Annotated in this window: 17 protein-coding genes and 1 pseudogene; 12 read left to right on the top strand and 6 right to left on the bottom strand. The window is 69.4% G+C overall.

Going from position 1 to position 17,926, the window contains the following annotated elements:
- From EBL85_RS17495 to EBL85_RS14190, 3 genes and pseudogenes are all read right to left on the bottom strand, one after another.
- Positions 1-232: pseudogene (locus EBL85_RS17495) on the bottom strand (starch synthase); the annotation flags it as partial.
- A gap of 95 nt (positions 233-327) precedes the next feature.
- Positions 328-2,151 (bottom strand): Hsp70 family protein, encoded by a 1,824-nt coding sequence (locus EBL85_RS14195; RefSeq protein WP_123143254.1) that lies wholly within the window; start codon positions 2,149-2,151, stop codon positions 328-330.
- Positions 2,148-2,660, bottom strand: a complete 513-nt coding sequence (locus EBL85_RS14190; RefSeq protein ID WP_123143253.1) for a DUF2760 domain-containing protein — start codon at positions 2,658-2,660, stop codon at positions 2,148-2,150. Before EBL85_RS14190 ends, EBL85_RS14195 begins: the two co-directional genes overlap by 4 nt.
- 176 nt (positions 2,661-2,836) lie before the next feature.
- On the opposite strand from EBL85_RS14190, the gene EBL85_RS14185 reads away from it, so the two are divergent.
- From EBL85_RS14185 to secF, 7 genes are all read left to right on the top strand, one after another.
- On the top strand, positions 2,837-3,052 hold the full coding sequence (locus EBL85_RS14185; protein ID WP_123143252.1) for a DUF2934 domain-containing protein: 216 nt from the start codon (positions 2,837-2,839) through the stop codon (positions 3,050-3,052).
- 373 nt (positions 3,053-3,425) lie between these two features.
- A complete protein-coding gene (gene msrA / locus EBL85_RS14180) occupies positions 3,426-3,959 on the top strand; it encodes a peptide-methionine (S)-S-oxide reductase MsrA (protein ID WP_123139936.1) in 534 nt (177 codons plus the stop codon).
- Positions 3,960-4,367: 408 nt separating this feature from the next.
- On the top strand, positions 4,368-5,060 hold the full coding sequence (locus tag EBL85_RS14175) for an HAD family hydrolase (protein WP_123139935.1): 693 nt from the start codon (positions 4,368-4,370) through the stop codon (positions 5,058-5,060).
- Between the two features lie 19 nt (positions 5,061-5,079).
- Complete coding sequence (tgt, locus tag EBL85_RS14170; RefSeq protein ID WP_123139934.1) at positions 5,080-6,183, top strand: tRNA guanosine(34) transglycosylase Tgt; 1,104 nt, start codon at positions 5,080-5,082, stop codon at positions 6,181-6,183.
- Positions 6,184-6,365: 182 nt separating this feature from the next.
- Positions 6,366-6,698, top strand: coding sequence for a preprotein translocase subunit YajC (yajC, locus tag EBL85_RS14165; protein ID WP_123139933.1), 333 nt, complete (start codon positions 6,366-6,368; stop codon positions 6,696-6,698).
- A 159-nt stretch (positions 6,699-6,857) separates the two neighbouring features.
- A complete protein-coding gene (gene secD / locus EBL85_RS14160; RefSeq protein WP_123143251.1) occupies positions 6,858-8,714 on the top strand; it encodes a protein translocase subunit SecD in 1,857 nt (618 codons plus the stop codon).
- 10 nt (positions 8,715-8,724) lie between these two features.
- Entirely contained in the window at positions 8,725-9,675 is a 951-nt protein-coding gene (gene secF / locus EBL85_RS14155; protein WP_123139931.1) for a protein translocase subunit SecF, read from the top strand.
- Between the two features lie 80 nt (positions 9,676-9,755).
- Here secF and EBL85_RS14150 read toward each other — a convergent pair whose 3' ends face one another.
- On the bottom strand, positions 9,756-10,883 hold the full coding sequence (locus EBL85_RS14150; protein WP_123143250.1) for an NAD(P)/FAD-dependent oxidoreductase: 1,128 nt from the start codon (positions 10,881-10,883) through the stop codon (positions 9,756-9,758).
- A 53-nt stretch (positions 10,884-10,936) separates the two neighbouring features.
- The gene (locus EBL85_RS14145) at positions 10,937-11,557 is read right to left on the bottom strand and encodes an arylesterase (RefSeq protein WP_123143249.1); all 621 of its coding nucleotides are present in this window, start codon (positions 11,555-11,557) and stop codon (positions 10,937-10,939) included.
- Between EBL85_RS14145 and EBL85_RS14140 the strand changes: the two genes are divergently transcribed.
- Together EBL85_RS14140 and EBL85_RS14135 are read left to right on the top strand one after the other, a co-directional pair.
- Positions 11,556-12,245: an ABC transporter ATP-binding protein gene (locus tag EBL85_RS14140; RefSeq protein ID WP_123139928.1), complete on the top strand. Its 690-nt coding sequence runs from the start codon at positions 11,556-11,558 to the stop codon at positions 12,243-12,245. The two genes, EBL85_RS14145 and EBL85_RS14140, sit on opposite strands and share 2 nt — an antisense overlap.
- A complete protein-coding gene (locus tag EBL85_RS14135) occupies positions 12,242-14,731 on the top strand; it encodes an ABC transporter permease (protein WP_123143248.1) in 2,490 nt (829 codons plus the stop codon). The genes EBL85_RS14140 and EBL85_RS14135 overlap by 4 nt, the downstream gene beginning before the upstream one ends.
- Positions 14,732-14,765: 34 nt before the next feature.
- On the opposite strand, the gene EBL85_RS14130 is transcribed toward EBL85_RS14135, so the two are convergent.
- Positions 14,766-14,963, bottom strand: a complete 198-nt coding sequence (locus tag EBL85_RS14130) for a hypothetical protein (protein ID WP_005221303.1) — start codon at positions 14,961-14,963, stop codon at positions 14,766-14,768.
- Between the two features lie 413 nt (positions 14,964-15,376).
- Between EBL85_RS14130 and EBL85_RS14125 the strand changes: the two genes are divergently transcribed.
- The 3 genes from EBL85_RS14125 to soxZ all read left to right on the top strand — a co-directional run bounded on the left by EBL85_RS14125 (position 15,377) and on the right by soxZ (position 17,890).
- Positions 15,377-16,855 carry a M48 family metalloprotease gene (locus EBL85_RS14125; RefSeq protein ID WP_123143247.1) on the top strand — a complete coding sequence of 493 codons (1,479 nt, stop codon included), beginning with the start codon at positions 15,377-15,379 and terminating at the stop codon, positions 16,853-16,855.
- Between the two features lie 197 nt (positions 16,856-17,052).
- A complete protein-coding gene (gene soxY, locus EBL85_RS14120) occupies positions 17,053-17,526 on the top strand; it encodes a thiosulfate oxidation carrier protein SoxY (protein ID WP_123139925.1) in 474 nt (157 codons plus the stop codon).
- A 49-nt stretch (positions 17,527-17,575) separates the two neighbouring features.
- On the top strand, positions 17,576-17,890 hold the full coding sequence (gene soxZ / locus EBL85_RS14115; protein ID WP_123139924.1) for a thiosulfate oxidation carrier complex protein SoxZ: 315 nt from the start codon (positions 17,576-17,578) through the stop codon (positions 17,888-17,890).
- Positions 17,891-17,926 lie beyond the last annotated feature (36 nt).

The raw sequence follows: 17,926 nt of genomic DNA, 5'->3' as shown, positions 1-17,926 counted from the left end.
GCTGCTCCGGCTGCTCCGGCTGCTCCGGCTGCTCCGGCTGCTCCGGCTCGAGTCTTGATTGCGTGGTGGGACGCTCCTGGGGGACAGGCGCAGCGCTGGCCGTCTCCGACGAGATCGGTGACTCGGTGGTCTGCGGCGTCGGCGGCGGGTTGGTCCCGACCGTGTCCTTGGCCGCGCTGCGGCGCCGCCGGGTGCTGGGCTTGGTTTTCGATCCCGTGGGCTGTTTCGCCATCGACTCGGTTCCTGCTGCTGTCGTTGCGCGCGGTTCGCGACCCTGGGGCGCGACGCATCCAGTGTACCCCTTATCGTCTCGGCTGCGGGTGGCGCCTAACGCCGGGTGTGGCGACCGCGGGTATCGAAGGCCACCGCCCAGCGCTCATCGCCACCGTCGCTCGGCAGTGCGGTCAGCTCCAGGGTGCCGGTCTCGGTCACTGCCGCCTGCAGTCGCACCGCGACCACCTCGCCGGGGCGGTGGCGGTGCGCAGTGAGGGTGACCTGGACCTCCTCGAGTTCGCTCAATTCATCCGGCGACCATTCCTCGAGCAGGTCGCCGACGCGGTCATCGCCTCTGAGGTCGGCGCCGAAGAAGCGAAAGCGCACCGGCTCGCCGACCACCAGGCCGAACTCCTGATCTGGCGCCGCTGCGGGCGAGCCCTCCTCCAGCCCGAGCGGGACCAGACAGAGCGCGGCAAGCTCCGGCTCGATCCCGGGTACCGCCGGGGCCGCGCCCTCGACACCGACATAGTAGGCATGTGAGGTCCCGCCGCGGATCCGCACCCCGCCGTGGCGACGGGCATGGGCGTGGAAGGCGGCGCCACGGGCGACGGCGAGATCGAGATCGGTGGCGGTGAGCTGGCGCGGTGGCGGCGCGCCGGTCGGCGTCAACCAGGCGGCAAGCACGGCCATCACCCGCTCGCGCAACGCCTCGGCCTTGAACACCCCGCCGTTGAACAGCACCGCCGTCGGTCGCGCGAGCGTCGCGGCGGGCGTTGCAGCCTCGCGGTGGCGGGTGAGGAAGGCGGCCAGGTGACGGGTGATCGCCGGGTCCTGCGCATAGGGCAGCCCGACCCGGGTGAGCGCGGCGCGGGCGCGACCCTGGGGGTGGCTGTCGGCCGCGACCTCGGGGAAGAAGCCCTCGACCAGGGTCTCCTCGAGCTCTGCGCGGGTCAGCTCGGTGCGGATGCTGGCGCCGACCAGGCGCGCGCCGCGGCTGGCCAGGACTACCGGCAGGCGCTCCAGCGCGGGGTCGGCGAACAGTGCCTCCTTGGCGTCGCGACAGCCGTGGGTGAGCTGCTGGAGCTGCCAGCGGTCGAGTTCGACCCCGGCGGCGGCGAGCTTGGCGCGCAGCCGGTGGGCGAGCGCGAGGTCCATGTTGTCGCCGCCGAGCAGGATGTGCTCGCCGACCGCGACCCGGGTCAGTTCGAGCGCGCCCTCGCGCGCGTCGACGGCGATCAGCGAGAGATCGGTGGTGCCGCCGCCGACGTCGATCACCAGGATCAGGTCGCCGACCGCGACCTGCTCGCGCCAGCCGCCGGCGCTTGCCGCGATCCAGCTGTAGAGCGCCGCCTGCGGCTCCTCGAGCAGGGTGAAGTCGTCGAGTCCGACGGCGCGCGCCGCCGTGGCGGTGAGCTCGCGCGCGGCCGGATCGAAGGAGGCGGGGACGGTGATGGTCAGCGCCTGGGCGGCGAGCGGGTCCCTGGGGTGGGCGCTGTCCCAGGCCGCCTGCAGATGGGCGAGATACTGCATGGTCGCGGCCAGCGGCGAGATCCGCTCGACCTCGTCCGGGGCCTCGAGCGGCAGGATCGGCGCCTCGCGATCGACCTCGGGGTGACACAACCAGCTCTTCGCGCTCGCCACCAGCCGGATCGGGGTGGCGAGGCCGAGCGCACGGGCCAGCGCGCCGGCGATCGGGCTCGGCGCGGCCGGCCAGGGCAGGGTGAGCGCGCCGGGGGCGAGCTCGTCGCGGTGCGGCAGATAGAGGAAGGCGGGCAGCAGCGCGCCTGCCTCCAGGGTGCCGGGGGCGGTCAGTTGCGGGATCGTCAGCTGGTGCTGCGCGATTTGCTCGCCTTCGCTGTTGTCGGCGTCGATCCAGGAGAGGGCGCAATGGGTGGTGCCGAGATCGATGCCGACGGCATGGCGCGGGGTGCTCACAGCTCCACCTCCGCCGCGGCGATGATGCGTGGGTCGTGACCCGCGACGGGCTCGGGCAGGCGGACCGCGCGCACCTCCCAGCCGGGGTGTATCAGGGTGCCGGTGAAGGGTGGGCTGCCGACCAGCGCGCCGCTCGGGTGCAGCCGGTTGGCGTCGAAGCCGGGCTCGAGGGTGATGCGGGCGCCCTCGGGCGCTTGGCAGATCGGGGCGAGCGGCAGGTGCTCGTCGAGCACTCGGCGACACCCAGTGTGCACGATTCGCGCTGCGGCGCCAAGCGTCGCGTCGTCGCTGGCGGTGATGTCCTGCTGCAGGAAATCGACCAGACGACCCTCGCGCTGGAACAGTGCGAGCAGCTGTAGCGCGGCCTCTTGCGCATCTCGCCGATCGCCTTCATCGTGCTTGCGCTGTGCGTCTGGTTCGGCGACGGGTTGCGAGTCGCCGAGGGTGCGCCAGGCCTGCTTCAGGGCGAGTCGGATGCGACGTGACAGGGAGAGCTTGGGGGCGGCCATGTCGGTCCTCTGCAAGAGTGTGGATGGCGTTTTTTGCTTCGTTTCGTGTATGAAGCATCGCGCCGTCACGACGGCGCTGCAAGCGGCTTGGCCCGCCGGTCGTCATCCCGTCGAGACGGTGTCGAGGCAGGATTGTGCCGTGCAGGTGTTACCGAACCGATGCGAGGAGGCATGCGATGCAAGAGGTTGCAGGGGAGGGTGCGGCGCGGAGACGGCGGATGATCGCCGAGGCGGCCTACTATCTGGCCGAGCGGCGCGGGTTCGCGCCGGGTGGTGCCGAGCGCGACTGGCTCGCCGCCGAACGCACGATCGATGCGCTGCTGGTCGGTGCCCGGGTCGATCCCGGCGAGTTGCCGCATGGGCTGCGGTTGCTGGCCGGGCGCGAGACATAAAAAAAGCGCGGCGGTGAGCCGCGCTTCAAATCATTACCACCAAAGGAGGTTGAAGGATGCACCAAAGCCCCAGCTTTAGTACATCATAAGTTTCTTAATTAATGTTTTTATTGTCAAGGCCGCTCTGGGGCCTAATCTGGCGCCAGCCACGTCTTTTTTGACCGATAGCGAGATGTCGAGGTCAAGCATGCGGTCATGAGGTAGTGGCGGCGCATTGATATCCATCAGTCGGCAACCGACCGGCGGGCAGGGGGCGGTCGCGTTCGGGGTGGCGCCGGCCTTGTCCATCCACCCGGTCGTCGCAATCTCTGGGCCGAGACCCCGGTCCCTGCCGGGAAGGCTCAACGACATGGCGATCGCCGGAGGAGACAGCATGCAGCACGAGACGGCGACACTGGGAGGCGGTTGCTTCTGGTGTCTGGAGGCGGGATTCGAGCGGCTGCGCGGCGTGGAGACGGTGGTCTCCGGCTATGCCGGCGGTGCGCTGGAGCAACCGAGTTACCGCGATGTCTGTCGTGGCGATACCGGTCATGCGGAGGTGGTGCAGGTGCGATTCGATCCGACGGTGATCGGCTACGAGACCCTGCTCGAGGTGTTCTTCACCCTCCATGACCCGACCACGCGCAACCGTCAGGGCGCCGATGTCGGCACCCAGTACCGCTCGGTGATCTTCCATCACGGCGAGGCGCAGCGCGAGCAGGCCGCGGCGATGATCGCCCGGCTCGATGCCGCCGGACTCTGGCCCAATCCCATCGTCACCGAACTCACCCCGGCGCCGACCTTCCACCCGGCCGAACCCGAGCACCAGGGCTACTTCCGCCGCCACCCCCGGCAGCCCTACTGCCAGGCGGTGATCGACCCCAAGCTCGCCAAGCTGCGTCAACGCCATCGCGCGCTGCTCGCGTAGGGCGTCGCCAGCCGCCAGGAAGTTTGAACCGCAAAGGCCCAAAGGGCGCGAAGAAGAGAAGGGCTTCCAGCCGCCAGCCGCCAGCCGCCAGGAAGTTTGAACCGCAAAGGCCCAAAGGGCGCAAAGAGTGAGAAGGGCTTCCAGCGATCAGCCGCCAGCCGCCAGCCGCCAGCTGACAGCCTCCAGTGATGCCCCGCGTCGGCGTTGGAGTCTTGCCTATCCAAACCCCTTTGCGCGCTTCGCGCCTTCGCGGTGCAATCTTCTGGCCGCTGGCCGCTGGCCGCTGGCCGCTGGCCGCTGGCCGCTGGCCGCTGGCCGCTGGCCGCTGGCCGCTGGCCGCTGGCCGCGGCGTCTGGAGCGCGCTGTCGATTACGGGCACAATGGAGCTTTAGGATCGCCGGTCACCGCATGTCCGTTCCGCCGCTGCGTCTCATCACCCTGGATCTCGACGATACCCTCTGGCCCTGCAAGCCGGTGATCGAGGGGGCCGAGCGCGCGCTCCACGATTGGTTGCGTGCGGTGGCGCCACGCCTGGCCGAGGCCCACGACATCACCGCGCTGCGCCGTCATCGCCAGCGGCTCGCCGAGCGCCTGCCGCATCACGCCCATGATCTCGGCGAGATCCGGTTGCGCTCGCTGCGTCTGCTGCTCGCCCGTCACGGCTATCGGGTGGGGCTGGCCGAGGCCGGACTGCGTCTGTTCCTCGATCATCGCAACCGGGTCACGCCCTATCCCGACGTGATCCCGGCGCTGCGTATGCTCGGACGGCACTATCGGTTGATCTCGTTGACCAACGGCAATGCCGAGGTGCAGGCCACCCCGTTGCGCGGGCTGTTCGCGCACTCGCTCAATGCCGTCGACGTCGGCGCGGCCAAGCCCGATCCGGCGCTCTTCGAGCGTGCTCTGGCGCTTGCCGGCTGTCGTCCCGAGGAGGCGCTGCACCTCGGCGACGACCCCGAGCGCGACGTCGCCGCGGCGCGCGCCTGCGGGCTGCGCGCGGCCTGGATCGATCGCGACCTGCGTCCCTGGCCCGAGGGCCTGGCGCCGCCGGGCTGGCGCGCGACCGATCTGGCCGAGGTGGTGGGCCGGCTCGTCCCCTGACAATCCCGAGGAGAACCTGATGGAATTCGAACTGCTCGCCCGCGACGGGCTGGCGCGGCGTGCCCGGCTGCACTTCCCCCGTGGCACGGTCGAGACCCCGGCGTTCATGCCGGTGGGCACCTATGGCACGGTCAAGGCGATGAGCCCGGAGGAGCTGCGCGAGCTCGGCGCCGAGATCGTGCTCGGCAACACCTTCCACCTGATGCTGCGCCCCGGCACCGAGGTGATCCGCCGTCATGGCGATCTGCACGACTTCATGCACTGGGAGCGACCCATCCTCACCGACTCGGGCGGCTTCCAGGTGTTCAGCCTCGGCGAGCTGCGCAAGATCACCGAGGAGGGGGTGCACTTCCGCTCCCCGGTCGATGGCAGTCGGGTGTTCATGAGCCCTGAGGTGTCGATGCAGGTGCAGCGCGAGCTCGGCTCGGATATCGTGATGATCTTCGACGAGTGCACCCCGTATCCGGCCGACGAGGCCCAGGCGCGCGCCTCGATGGAGCTGTCGCTGCGCTGGGCGGCGCGCTCGCGCGAGGCCCACGGCGACAACCCCGCGGCACTGTTCGGTATCGTCCAGGGCGGCATGCACGAGGGGCCGCGCGCCGACTCGCTCGAAGGCCTGATGCGCATCGGCTTCGACGGCTATGCCATCGGCGGACTGTCGGTCGGCGAGCCCGAGGCCGACCGGCTGCGGGTGCTCGACTTCCTCTCCGACAAGCTGCCGGTCGATCACCCGCGCTATCTGATGGGAGTCGGCACCCCGGAGGATATCGTCGCCGCGGTCTGTCGCGGGGTCGACATGTTCGACTGCGTGATGCCGACGCGCAACGCGCGCAACGGCTATCTGTTCACCCGGCACGGCACCATCAAGATCCGCAATGCCGCGCACCGCACCGACGAGCGACCGCTCGACCCCGAGTGCAGCTGCTACACCTGTCGCCACTACAGTCGCGCCTATCTCCACCATCTCGATCGCTGCAAGGAGATCCTCGGCTCGCGTCTGGCCACGATCCACAATCTGCACTACTACCAGGAGCTGATGGCCGGGCTGCGTGCGGCCATCGCCGCTGGACGGCTGGCCGAGTTCGTCGCCGAATTCAAGGCGCTGCGCGGCCTGGCGGATTGATGGCGTGCCGCGCCATCGTGCACACGCCTCGCCGGTGCGGTCGGTGGCGACGCTGTATCTTGGCCGGCGCTGTGCGATAATCGCGCGCTGGAATTCCCGCGATCGCGCGGTCCAGGCCGCGTCGGTCCGTTTCCACATCCACTGGATCGGGTGAGATCGATCCAAACGCCGAAGGAACCGATATGAGCTTCTTTATCTCCGACGCCTTCGCCCAGGGCGAAGCGGCCGCTGCTGGCGGCGACCCCTTCATGGCCCTGCTGCCTCTGGTGCTGTTCGCCGTCGTCTTCTACTTCCTGCTGATCCGTCCGCAGGCGAAGCGACAGAAGGAACACCGCAAGATGGTCGAGGCCCTGGCCAAGGGCGATGAGATCGTGACCCTCGGCGGCATCGCCGGGCGCATCGCCGATCTCGGCGAGAACTTCATCCTGATCGAGATCGCCGATGGCGTTCAGATCAAGGCGCGTCGCCAGGCCGTCGAGTCGGTGATGCCCAAGGGCACGCTGAAGGATCTCTAAGATCGTGCGGACGCCCGAGGCCGGTCGCGGCCTCGGGCGTCATCGTGTCCGACCCATCTCGCGGATCACACCCCCAGCCCTGGATCGGTGTCCGATCCGCGTCCCCGTTTTTCCGTTGCGCGCAGTGGCATCCCCAATGCCCTTGCACTTGGACATGCAATGAACCGATACCCCCTGTGGAAGAATCTACTGATCCTGGGCGTGGTCCTGCTCGGCCTGTTGTTGGCGATGCCGAACCTGTTCTCCCAGGACCCTTCGATCGAGATCACCGCCGCGCGCGGCGCCGAGGTGACCGAGACGAGCGTCGACGAGGTGCGCGCCGTGCTCGACAACGCCGGGGTGCCCTACAAGGACGTCGAGCTGAGCGAGGACGGTCGGCTGCTCGCGCGCTTCGCCCTCTCCGGTGAACAGCTGGCCGGTCAGGAGGCGATCGAGCGCACCCTCGCCGAGCAGTATCGCACCGCCTTGACCCTCTCGGCCGATCTGCCGGGGTGGATGCGCGCGCTCGGGCTCAACCCGATGTCGCTCGGACTCGACCTGCGTGGCGGTATCCATGTGGTCATCGACGTCGACATGGAGAGCGCGCTCGATCAGGCGCTCGAGCGCTATGTCGGCGATATCCGCGCCCAGTTGCGCGAGCACAAGGTGCGTTACCTGACCGTGCTGCGCGACGGTGGCGAGATCCTCGTCAAGTTCAAGGACGAGGAGGCGCGTGCCGCGGCCGACAAGCTGCTCGGGCGTGAATTCCGCGCCCTCGCGCTCTCCAGCGCCGAGCAGGGCGGCACCTATCTGATCCGCGCCGAGCTGCAGCCGGCCGAGCAGGAGCAGATCAAGGACTTCGCCCTCAAGCAGAACATCACCACCCTGCGCAACCGCGTCAACGCCCTCGGCGTGGCCGAGCCGAGCATCGCCCGTCAGGGCGAGCGGCGCATCGTCGTGCAGCTCCCCGGCGCCCAGGACCCGGGTCGGCTCAAGGAGATCCTCGGCGCCACCGCGACCCTCGAGTACCGTCTGGTCGACACCGAGCACAGCGTCGCCGATGCCGTCTCCGGGCGGGTGCCGGTGGGTAGCCGGCTCTATCGCGATCGCGACGGCGTGCCGATCCTGCTCAAGCGCCGGGTGATCGTCACCGGTGACCAGATCACCGACGCCTCTGCAGGCTTCGACGGTCAGAGCGGCTCCCCGGCGGTGTTCGTCAACCTCGACGGCCAGGGCGCGCGGCGGATGCGCGATGTGACCACCGAGAACGTCGGCAAGCCGATGGCGGTGGTGTTCATCGAGAACCGCACCACCACCGAGATGGTCGACGGCGAGCCGGTCAAGCGCACCCACAAGGTCGAGGAGGTGATCAGCGTCGCCACCATCCGCGAACCCTTCGGGCGCCGCTTCCAGACCACCGGGCTCGACAGCAGCGAGGAGGCGCACAACACCGCGCTGCTGCTGCGCTCGGGCGCGCTGGCCGCGCCGATCCAGATCGTCGAGGAGCGCACCATCGGTCCCAGCCTGGGTCAGGACAACATCGACCAGGGCTTCCGCTCGGTGATGATCGGTCTCGGTCTGGTGGCGCTGTTCATGGCGCTCTACTACCGGGTGTTCGGTCTGGTCGCCGACCTGGTGCTGGTGGTCAACCTGGTGATGATCGTGGCGGTGCTCTCGCTGCTGCAGGCGACCCTGACCCTGCCGGGCATCGCCGGCATCGTGCTCACCGTGGGCATGGCGGTCGATGCCAACGTGCTGATCTTCGAGCGTATCCGCGAGGAGATCCGCAACGGCAGCACGCCGCAGGCGAGCATCCGCGCCGGCTACGACAAGGCGCTCTCGACCATCGTCGATGCCAATGTCACCACCCTGATCGCCGCCGTGGTGCTGTTCAGCTTCGGTACCGGCCCGGTCAAGGGCTTCGCCGTGACCCTGTTCATCGGTATCGTCACCTCGATGTTCACGGCCATCCTCGGCTCGCGCGCCATGATCAACCTGATCTATGGCCGTCGTAACGTCAAGAAACTGGCCATCTGAGGAGATCGGCATGCGCAACAAGGCTATGGCCAAGACCCTGAACATCGACTTCATGGGCATGCGGCGTGCAGCCGCGATCGTCTCCGGCGCGGTGCTGGTGATCGCACTGCTGTCGATGCTGCTACGCGGCTTCGACTTCGGGCTGGACTTCACCGGCGGTACCGTGATCGAGGTCGGCTACGAGACCCCGACCGAACTCGCCGAAGTCACCGGGGCGCTCGAGGCCGGCGGTTTCGTCGGCGCCACGGTGCAGCACTTCGGCTCGCGTCAGGACGTGCTGATCCGGCTCGCGCCGGGGAGCGACGACGAGGGGACGAGCGCCCAACTCAGCGATCGCGTCTTCCAGGCGTTGAGTGCCGCCGCCGCAGGCGAGGTGGATCTGCGACGGGTGGAGTTCGTCGGACCCCAGGTCGGCGAGGAGCTGCGCGAGCAGGGTGGACTGGCGGTGCTGTTCTCGCTGATCGGCATCCTCATCTATGTCGCGCTGCGTTTCGAGTGGCGCTTCGCCGTCGGCTCGGTGGTTGCGCTGGTGCACGATGTGATCGTCGTGCTCGGCGTGTTCTCGCTGTTCCAGATCAGCTTCGACCTGACGGTGCTGGCGGCGGTGCTGGCGGTGATCGGCTACTCGCTCAACGACACCATCGTGGTCTTCGACCGGGTGCGCGAGAACTTCCGCAAGATGCGCAAGGGCACGGTGACCGAGATCATCAACGCCTCGATCGGTCAGACGCTCTCGCGCACCGTGGTCACCTCCTGCACCACGCTGCTGGTGCTGGTCGCGCTCTACATGCTCGGTGGCGAGGTGATCAGCGGCTTCTCGCTGGCGCTGATCATCGGCGTGGTGGTCGGTACCTACTCCTCGATCTATGTCGCCACCGCGGCGGTGGTGTGGATGGGGCTGAACAAGACCGACCTGCTGCCGCCCGAGAAGGAGGGCGCCGGGGCCGAGGTGCGGCCCTGAACGCGACGGGGCCGGCATGTGCCGGCCCCGTGTTCCTCAGCTGATCCCTTCCGGCGCCGTTCCCCCGGCGCCCGTCGCCCTCAACGGAAGCGGCGCAGATAGTTCCACTCGAAGAAGCGCTTGAGCCAGTGGAAGACCCGCAGGCTCGGCAGCACCAGGTTGAAGCGCTCGTTACGCGCCACCAGCATGCCGTCGCGATTGGCGTCGACGATGCAGAGCAGCTCGACGCGGAAGGTCTCGGTCGGTGTCTGACCGGCGAACTCGGCGAGCAGGTTGCGCGCCGCGGTGCGCGCCTGCAGGTCGGCCATGTGCGCCTGCTTGGGCATCCACTCAGGTCCCGGGAAGCTGCCCGAGTCGCCGGCGACATAGACCCGGTCGTAACCCGGCACGCGACAAGTGCGCTCGGCCTCGATCAGTCCGCCGGGCGAGCGCGGCAGCTCGGTGTTGTCGAACCAGGTGTTGCCGGTCATCCCCGGCATGAACAGGATCAGGTCGGCGGCGAAGTCGCCGCCCTCGGTGCTCACCCCGTGCTCGGAGAAGCCCTTGAGCTTGTGACCGAGATGGGTGCGGATGTCACGGCGGCGCATCTCCGCGAGCAGCCCCTCGACCGCCTTGGGACCGAGCCGGTTGCCGGGGCGCGGCGCCGGGGTGAAGAACACCAGCTCGAAGCGTTCGCGCCGGCCCTCCTGGCGCAGCTGGTTGTCGAGTCCGAAGAGGAATTCGAACATCGGCCCGCCGCGCATCGCGCTCGGCTCCTTGGGGTTGCCGGCGAAGCCCAGGGCGATGGTGCCGCCGTCCATGGCGCGGATGCGTTCGCGGATGCGCTCGGCCGCGGCGATGCCCTCGCAGGGCGTGATGGCGTGCTCGATGCCGGGCAGCTTCTTGAGGAAACGTCCGCCGCTGGCGATGATCAGCCCGTCGTTGTTGATCGGTGCCTGGGTGGTCTCCAGGGTGCGCCCGCAGTGGCTCAGGCCGGTGGCCTCGGCGGCGACGTGGCGCACCCGCATGCGTTGCAGGAAGCGGGTCAGGTCGATGCGCAGGTCTTCGCCCCGACGCAGCCCCGGCGGCACCCAGATCAGGCCGGGCAGATAGACGAACTCGGCCGCGGGGCTGACCAGGGTGATCTCGACATCGGGGTTCGACTTGCGCAACTGCTGGATGGCGGTCAGGGCGGCGAAGCCCGACCCGACGATGGTGACGCGATGCATGGCGCTCTCCTGGTCTTGAAAGAAGGGTGATGAATGGCGCTGGCCCTTCGGGATCAGTGTCGCGGCGGGACGAGCAGCGGGTGTAACGTCGGCCAGACGTTGTCGAGGATGCGCGCCTGGGCGGCGGCCGTGGGGTGCAGTCCGTCGGCCTGCATCAGCGCGCGATCCTCGGCGATGCCGCGCAGCATCTCCGCCACCAGCGGGACCGCGTGTGCGGCGGCGGCCTCGCGGAACACCGCTTGAAAGCGATCGGTGTAGACCGCACCGTAGTTCGGCGGCAGTCGCACGCCGAGCAACAGTACGCGGCTGCCGCTCGCCTGCGTCTGGGTGATGAGCGCGTCGAGATTGGCGCGCAGTCGCTCCAGGCTCAACCCACGCAACCCGTCATTGGCGCCGAGCTCGATGATCACCACCGCCGGGCGGTGGCGTTCGAGCAGTGCCGGCAACCGCGTCAGGCCGCCCGCCGTCGTCTCCCCGGACACGCTCGCGTTGACCGTACGATAGGCCAGCGCCTCCTGCTCGAGACGTTGTTCGAGCAGCCGCACCCAGCTCCGCTCGCGGTCGATGCCATAACCGGCGCTCAGGCTGTCGCCGAGCACCAGCAGGGTCGGCGTGGCGGCCAGGGTGAGGGGGGCACACAGCGACAGAGCAGCAATCAGGAGTAGACGGATCATGTCAGTGCAACGGAGTCAGACCGTATCCAAGGCGGTGGGACTGGATAAACATGTTACCGGCCCCGCTGGTGGCTTGACCATCCTCGAGGGGCTGGAGCTTGAGGTCGGCGCCGGCGAGGCGCTGGCCATCCTCGGCGCCTCGGGGTCGGGCAAGTCGACCCTGCTCGGGCTGCTCGCCGGGCTCGACCGCGCCAGCAGCGGCGAGGTGTGGCTGTGCGGCGAGCCGCTCGGCGCGCTCGACGAGGACGGTCGCGCCGAGCTGCGCAGCGGCCGGGTCGGCTTCGTGTTCCAGAACTTCCAGCTGCTGCCGACGCTCACCGCGCGCGAGAACGTGCTGCTGCCGCTGGAGCTGACCGATACCCCGGATGCCGCCGCGCGCGCCGACGAGGCGTTGGCGCGGGTCGGGCTGGGCGCGCGCGCCGGTCACTATCCGCGCCAGCTCTCCGGCGGCGAGCAGCAGCGGGTGGCGATCGCCCGCGCCTATGCACCGCGCCCGGCGGTGCTGTTCGCCGACGAGCCGACCGGCAATCTCGACCAGGCCACCGGCGAGCAGATCATCGAGCTGCTGTTCGAGCTGCGCGCCGAGGCCGGTGCCGCGCTGGTGCTGGTCACCCACGATCCGGGGCTGGCCGCACGCTGCGATCGCCGCCTGGCGATGCGCGAGGGCCGCCTGGAGGCCCTGGCATGAAGGCCTGGCGGATCGGACTGCGGCTGTTGCGCCAGGACTGGCGCAGCGGCGAACTCTACCTGCTCACCGCCGCGCTGGTGCTGACGGTGGCGGCGGTGACCGCCGTCGGCTTCTTCGCCAGTCGCATCGAGGCGGGCATGGCGCGTCAGGGCGGCGAGCTGTTGGCCGCCGATCTGGTACTCGAGGGCAGTGATGCGCCACCCGCGGCCTGGCGCGATCGCGCCGAGTCGCAGGGATTGGTCAGTGCCGCGACCGTCGAGTTCCGCTCGGTGGTGCTGGGGTCCGACGGGCCGCAGCTGGTGCAGGCCAAGGCGGTCGAGCCGGGTTATCCGCTGCGCGGCCAGTTGCGGGTGCGCGCCGATTTCGCCGCCGCCGAGCAGCCGCGCGAGCAGGGACCGCCGGCCGGCGAGCTGTGGGTCGAGTCGCGCCTGCTGCGCCTGCTCGAGCTGCAGGTCGGCGACCCTCTCACGCTCGGCGAGACGGACCTGCGCATCGGCGCCATCCTCGCCTATGAGCCGGATGCCGGCGGTCGGCTGTTCAATCTCGCCCCGCGGGTGCTGCTCAACGCCGCCGACCTGCCCGCCACCGGGCTGCTCGGCCCGGCCAGTCGCGCCACCCATCGGCTGTTGCTCGCCGGCCCCGAGGACGCGGTCGCCGACTATGCCGCCTGGGCCGGATCGCGGGCCGAGACCGCGGGGTTCGAGCTGCTCACCGCGAGCGCGGCGCGACCCGAGTTCGCCAATGCCGTCGAGCGTGCCTCGCGCTTCCTCCACCTCGCCAGCCTCAGCACCCTGCTGGTGGCCGGGGCGGCGATCGCCCTGGCCAGTCACCGGTTGGTCGGACGCCAGATCGATGCGGTGGCGGTGATGCGCTGTCTCGGCGCCCGCCGACACCTGCTGATGCGGGTATTCGTGTTGCGGTTGGTGATGTTCGGGCTGGCCGCGAGTCTGCTCGGCACCGCCCTCGGCTGGATCGCCCAGGCCGGGCTGCTGGCGGTGTTCAGCGACTGGTTCGGCACCGCGCTGCCGGCCGCCTCCTGGTCGCCGCTGCTGGTGGGCCTGGGCACCGGGCTGGTGACCCTGCTCGGCTTCGCGCTGCCGCCGCTGCTGCAGCTCGCCCAGGTCTCGCCGCTGCGCGCGCTGCGCCGCGATCTCGGCGCGCCGCGCGGCTCGGTGGCGCTGGCCGTGGTGCTGGCGGCGCTGGCGCTCTCGGCCCTGGTGTTGTGGCAGGCCGGCGAGTTCGCGCTCGCCTGGAAGTTGCTCGCCGGGCTGGCCGCGGCGCTGGTCTGTCTGGTGGTCGCGGTGCTCGCGCTGGTGCGGCTGGCGGCGCTGCTCGCCGGGCGCAGCCGCGGGCTGTGGCGGCTCGGGCTGGCGGCGCTGACCCGCCGTCCCGGCGGCGCGGTGCTGCAGATCACCGGGTTCGGGGTCGGCATCCTCGCGCTGCTGCTGCTCGCGGTGGTGCGGGTCGATCTGTTGCAGGGCTGGCGCGAGAGTCTGCCGCCGGGGGCGCCGAACCAGTTCGCGATCAACATCCAGCCGCAGCAGGTCGAGCCGATGCGGGCGTTGCTCGCCGCGCAGGGCATCGAGGACGTCGCCTTCGACCCGATGATCCGGGGCCGGCTGGTGCGGATCAACGATCGCGCGGTGGCGCCCTCGGACTATGCCGATCCGCGCGCCGAGCGGCTCGCCACGCGCGAGTTCAACCTCAGCTACGGTACCCGGCTGGGCGCGGACAATCGTATCGTCGCCGGTGCCTGGTGGCAGGATGCCGCTGCGCCGCCGCAGTTCTCGGTCGAGCGCGATCTGGCCGAGACCCTGGGCATTTCGCTCGGCGACGAGATCGCCTTCATGGTCGCGGGGCGCGAGGTCGCGGCCCCGGTGACCAGCCTGCGCGAGGTGCAGTGGGACAGCTTCAACGTCAACTTCTTCGTCATCGCCTCGCCGGCGTTGCTCGGTGACGAGCCGGCAAGCCATATCACCAGCTTCCATGTCCCGGCGAGCGACGAGTCGCTGCTCGTCGAGCTGGTGCGCCGCTTCCCCAACCTCACCCTGCTCGATGTCGACGCGCTGCTCCAGCAGGTGCGTCAGGTGGTCGATCGCGGGGTGCTGGCGGTGGAGTACGTGTTCCTCTTCACCCTCGCCGCGGGGCTGCTGGTGATGTATGCGGGGATCCAGGCGAGCCTGGAGGACCGTCGTGTCGAGCACGCCATCCTGCGCACCCTCGGGGTGGGACGGGCGCGGCTGCTCGGTGCGCTGGCGGTGGAGTTCGTCGTCGCCGGTCTGCTCGCCGGTCTGCTCGCCTCGGTGTTCGCCGAGGGCATCGGCTGGCTGCTCGCCGAGCAGCTCTTCGGCATCGCGTTCGTCTTCAACCCCTGGTTGTGGACGGTCGGGGTGCTGGGTTCGGGGCTGCTGATCGGCGTGGCCGGGGTGGTGGCGACCTATCCGCTGCTGGTGCGCCCGCCACTGCACACCCTGCGTCATCACTGAGAGGTCCGGGGCGCGCTGGCGCCCCGGACCGGGGTCACTCCCTGACCCAGTTGGCGAAGTTCTCGGCGTTCTTCTCCTCGCCGTCGTCGTAGCCCGCGGCATAGGCCTCGGTCAGGCGCTGTTCCTCGCGCTTGGGGTTCTGCAGGAAGCCGCACTGCCAGCCCTGGATGTATTCGTCATCGACGCCGAGCTGTTCCATCTTGGTGACCGCGTCGTAGTAGAACTGATTCATGTCCGAGTCTCTCCGCGCTAGTTCGTGATGGCGCCCGGCCGGGACGCTCGCCCGGCCGGGTCTCGATGCCGGCCGCCGGTGTCGTCCGCGCGGCCTCGTCCTCTCCATAGAGACGTTGATCCCCGTCGCTGCGGGGCTTGCGGGGCGGGTGGGCAGCGGTTGGCGCCGCGTCCTCACCCGTCACCACCCCGGCCAGCGGCTGGCGCGCATGGTATACGCAGCGTTGGCGCGCGGTGGGTGGTTAAGAATACAGCGGTTTTCTAATAGTTGACAACGCAGTTGGGTTTGTCGGGGCAATGAGGATTCTCAATCGTCGCCGGGCGTCGACATGACGCGCGATGTCGGCGAGGATGGGGCGGAAACCTCGCCGTCTCCTTCTGATCTGATTCGTCGGTTATGTGATGAAGCGATCCATGTGTCGACTGCCACGCCTCCGCCACCTGCTCGCCTCGGCGCTGCTCCCGGCCCTGCTCGGTGCCGGAGCGGTGCAGGCCCAGCACTTCGAGTTGCCCGATCTCTCGAGTTCGGCCGATGCGGTGATGACCCAGGGCGCGGAGACCCGTCTCGGCAAGGCCTTCATGCAGCACGTGCGCGAGCGTCTGGCGGTGCTCGACGATCCGTTGCTGGCGAGCTATATCGAGTCGCTCGGACGCTCGCTGGTGCTCGCCGACCCGGATGCCGAGGGGCGGCGTTTCACCTTCTTTCTGATCGACGAACCGGTGGTCAACGCCTTCGCCGGTCCGGGCGGTTATATCGGTGTCTATGCCGGACTGGTGCTCGCCGCCCAGACCGAGAGCGAGCTGGCGGCGGTGATCGCCCACGAGATCGCGCACGTCACCCAGCGCCACCTGATGCGCGGGGTCGAGGACCAGAGCCGGCTCAGCGTCCCGGCGACGGCGCTGCTGGTGGCCGCGGCCATCCTCGGCGCCCAGGTCTCGAGCGATGCCGGGATGGCGGCGATCGTCGGTATCCAGGCCGCGGCGATCCAGCACCAGATCAACTTCACCCGCGAGAACGAGAAGGAGGCCGATCGCATCGGTATCTCCACCCTGGTGCGCGCCGGGCACGATCCCTACGCCATGGCCGGATTCTTCGAGCGGCTCTCGCGCGCCGGGCAGATCCACGACAGCGCCGCCCCCGAGTTCCTCCGCACCCACCCGGTGACCAGCAATCGTATCGCCGAGGCGCTGCAGCGCGCCGAGCGTTTCGGCGCCCGCCAGCGTCCCGATAGTCTGCGTTTCCATCTCACCCGCGCGCGGTTGCGCGAGCGCGCCTATGACCGCGCCGAGCAGGCGGTGGCGCACTTCGGCGCGACCTTGCGCGAGGGGCGCTACCGCAACGCGCTGGCCGAGCGTTACGGCTATGCGTTGGCGCTGTTGCGCGCGCGTGATTACGGCGGCGCCGAGCGTGAACTCGCCCGGCTGCTCGCGGCCCAGCCCAGCCAACCCGAGTTCGTGGTGCTCGAGGCCGAGCTGGCGCAGCGGCGCGGGCGTTCGGACGAGGCGCTGAGCATACTCACCCAGTCGCTGGCGCTCTCGCCGAACGACTGGGTGCTCGGCACCGTGCGGGCACGACTGCTGCTCGAGCAGGGCCGCGCGCGCCAGGCGCTCGACGCGCTCGAGGACCTGGCGCGGCTGCGTCCCGACGACGTCATGCTCTACGACCTGCTCGAACAGGCGGCGCTCAAGTCCGGCAACCGTGCCGCGACCCATCGCTATCGGGCCGAGCGGCTCTATCTGCTCGGCGACCTGGAGCCGGCGATCCGCCAGCTTGAGATCGCCCTGCGGCAACGCGATATCCCTTATCACGACGCCGCCCAGATCCAGGCGCGGCTCGATGCGTTGCGCGAGGAGGAGCGCGACCGGCGCGAGCGCGACGACCCGCTGGGCTGAGCGTCGCGCCTGCTCCTCACGATATCCGCTGTCCCGCGACCCGCTCGCTCGAGGCGCCGGGATGGCGACGCACGACAACAACAACGCCCGATGGACTCGGGCACCCAGGTTCCGCGCGCCGCTGTCGTGAACACCGGCAGCGGTCCTCCTCCAGCGGATCCGCAGACCATCCACCCATGCTCGACAGGAGAGAGTTGATGATCGATGCAAAACGCAGAATCCTGCTCAAGGGCTCGCTGAGTGCAGGCTCGATCGGGATCGCGGTGAGTGCCGGGTTGCTGTCGCCCCGGCTGGTGCTCGCCGACTGGAACGAGGCGGCCTTCAAGGCCAGGGAGATGCCCGAGGCGCTCACGGCGCTGGTCGGCAGCGAGAGCGCCGAGCGCGACGAGCGCATCCGCATCAAGGCCCCGGACATCGCCGAGAACGGCGCCGTGGTGCCGGTGACGGTCGAGGCCGATATCGAGGGTGTCACCTCGATCGCGATCTTCGCCGAGAAGAATCAGACCCCGTTGATCGCCTCCTTCGAGCTCGCACCCAACGCCATGCCCTTCGTCTCCACCCGGATCAAGATGGCCGAGACCGCCGATGTCACCGCCGTGGTCAAGGTCGGCGATCAGGTCTTCAAGAACAGCAAGAGCGTGAAGGTGACCATCGGTGGTTGCGGCGGGTGACAGGACGCCATCGCAGCGAGCTCAACGGATAACCTGAGGTAGAGAGCCAATGTCTGATATCAAGATCCGCGCCAAGACCAAGAACGACGTGACCACGGTCAAGTGTCTGATGAGTCACCCGATGGAGACCGGGCTGCGCAAGGACAGCAAGACCGGCGAGCCGATCCCGGCGCACTTCATCCAGGAGGTGGTGTGCAAGGCCAAGGGGGAAGTGGTGATGACCGCCTCGTGGAGCGGCGGGGTGTCGAAGAACCCCTATCTGTCGTTCAAGTTTGCCGGGGGCGCCGAGGGCGATCCGATCGAGATCACCTGGACCGACAACCAGGGGCAGACGCAGAGCGCCTCGACCACCATCTCGTCCTGATCTCGCGCGGCCGGCGGTCTGCCGCCGGCCGCGCCT

Origin of the sequence: Marichromatium sp. AB32 (assembly GCF_003718675.1) — a bacterium.
GTDB lineage: Bacteria > Pseudomonadota > Gammaproteobacteria > Chromatiales > Chromatiaceae > Marichromatium > Marichromatium gracile.
The sequence above is the reverse complement of the archived record's forward strand: the minus strand, read 5'-3'. Positions and strand labels throughout refer to the sequence as shown.

Coding starts and splice junctions, on each gene's coding strand:
- EBL85_RS14190 (WP_123143253.1), bottom strand. CDS start 2,660: ATGGCCGCCCCCAAGCTCTCCCTGTCACGTCGCATCCGACTCGCCCTG.
- secF (WP_123139931.1), top strand. CDS start 8,725: ATGCGCAACAAGGCTATGGCCAAGACCCTGAACATCGACTTCATGGGC.
- EBL85_RS14135 (WP_123143248.1), top strand. CDS start 12,242: ATGAAGGCCTGGCGGATCGGACTGCGGCTGTTGCGCCAGGACTGGCGC.
- secD (WP_123143251.1), top strand. CDS start 6,858: ATGAACCGATACCCCCTGTGGAAGAATCTACTGATCCTGGGCGTGGTC.
- EBL85_RS14140 (WP_123139928.1), top strand. CDS start 11,556: ATGTCAGTGCAACGGAGTCAGACCGTATCCAAGGCGGTGGGACTGGAT.
- EBL85_RS14185 (WP_123143252.1), top strand. CDS start 2,837: ATGCAAGAGGTTGCAGGGGAGGGTGCGGCGCGGAGACGGCGGATGATC.
- EBL85_RS14145 (WP_123143249.1), bottom strand. CDS start 11,557: ATGATCCGTCTACTCCTGATTGCTGCTCTGTCGCTGTGTGCCCCCCTC.
- EBL85_RS14175 (WP_123139935.1), top strand. CDS start 4,368: ATGTCCGTTCCGCCGCTGCGTCTCATCACCCTGGATCTCGACGATACC.
- msrA (WP_123139936.1), top strand. CDS start 3,426: ATGCAGCACGAGACGGCGACACTGGGAGGCGGTTGCTTCTGGTGTCTG.
- EBL85_RS14125 (WP_123143247.1), top strand. CDS start 15,377: ATGTGTCGACTGCCACGCCTCCGCCACCTGCTCGCCTCGGCGCTGCTC.
- yajC (WP_123139933.1), top strand. CDS start 6,366: ATGAGCTTCTTTATCTCCGACGCCTTCGCCCAGGGCGAAGCGGCCGCT.
- EBL85_RS14150 (WP_123143250.1), bottom strand. CDS start 10,883: ATGCATCGCGTCACCATCGTCGGGTCGGGCTTCGCCGCCCTGACCGCC.
- soxY (WP_123139925.1), top strand. CDS start 17,053: ATGATCGATGCAAAACGCAGAATCCTGCTCAAGGGCTCGCTGAGTGCA.
- EBL85_RS14130 (WP_005221303.1), bottom strand. CDS start 14,963: ATGAATCAGTTCTACTACGACGCGGTCACCAAGATGGAACAGCTCGGC.
- soxZ (WP_123139924.1), top strand. CDS start 17,576: ATGTCTGATATCAAGATCCGCGCCAAGACCAAGAACGACGTGACCACG.
- tgt (WP_123139934.1), top strand. CDS start 5,080: ATGGAATTCGAACTGCTCGCCCGCGACGGGCTGGCGCGGCGTGCCCGG.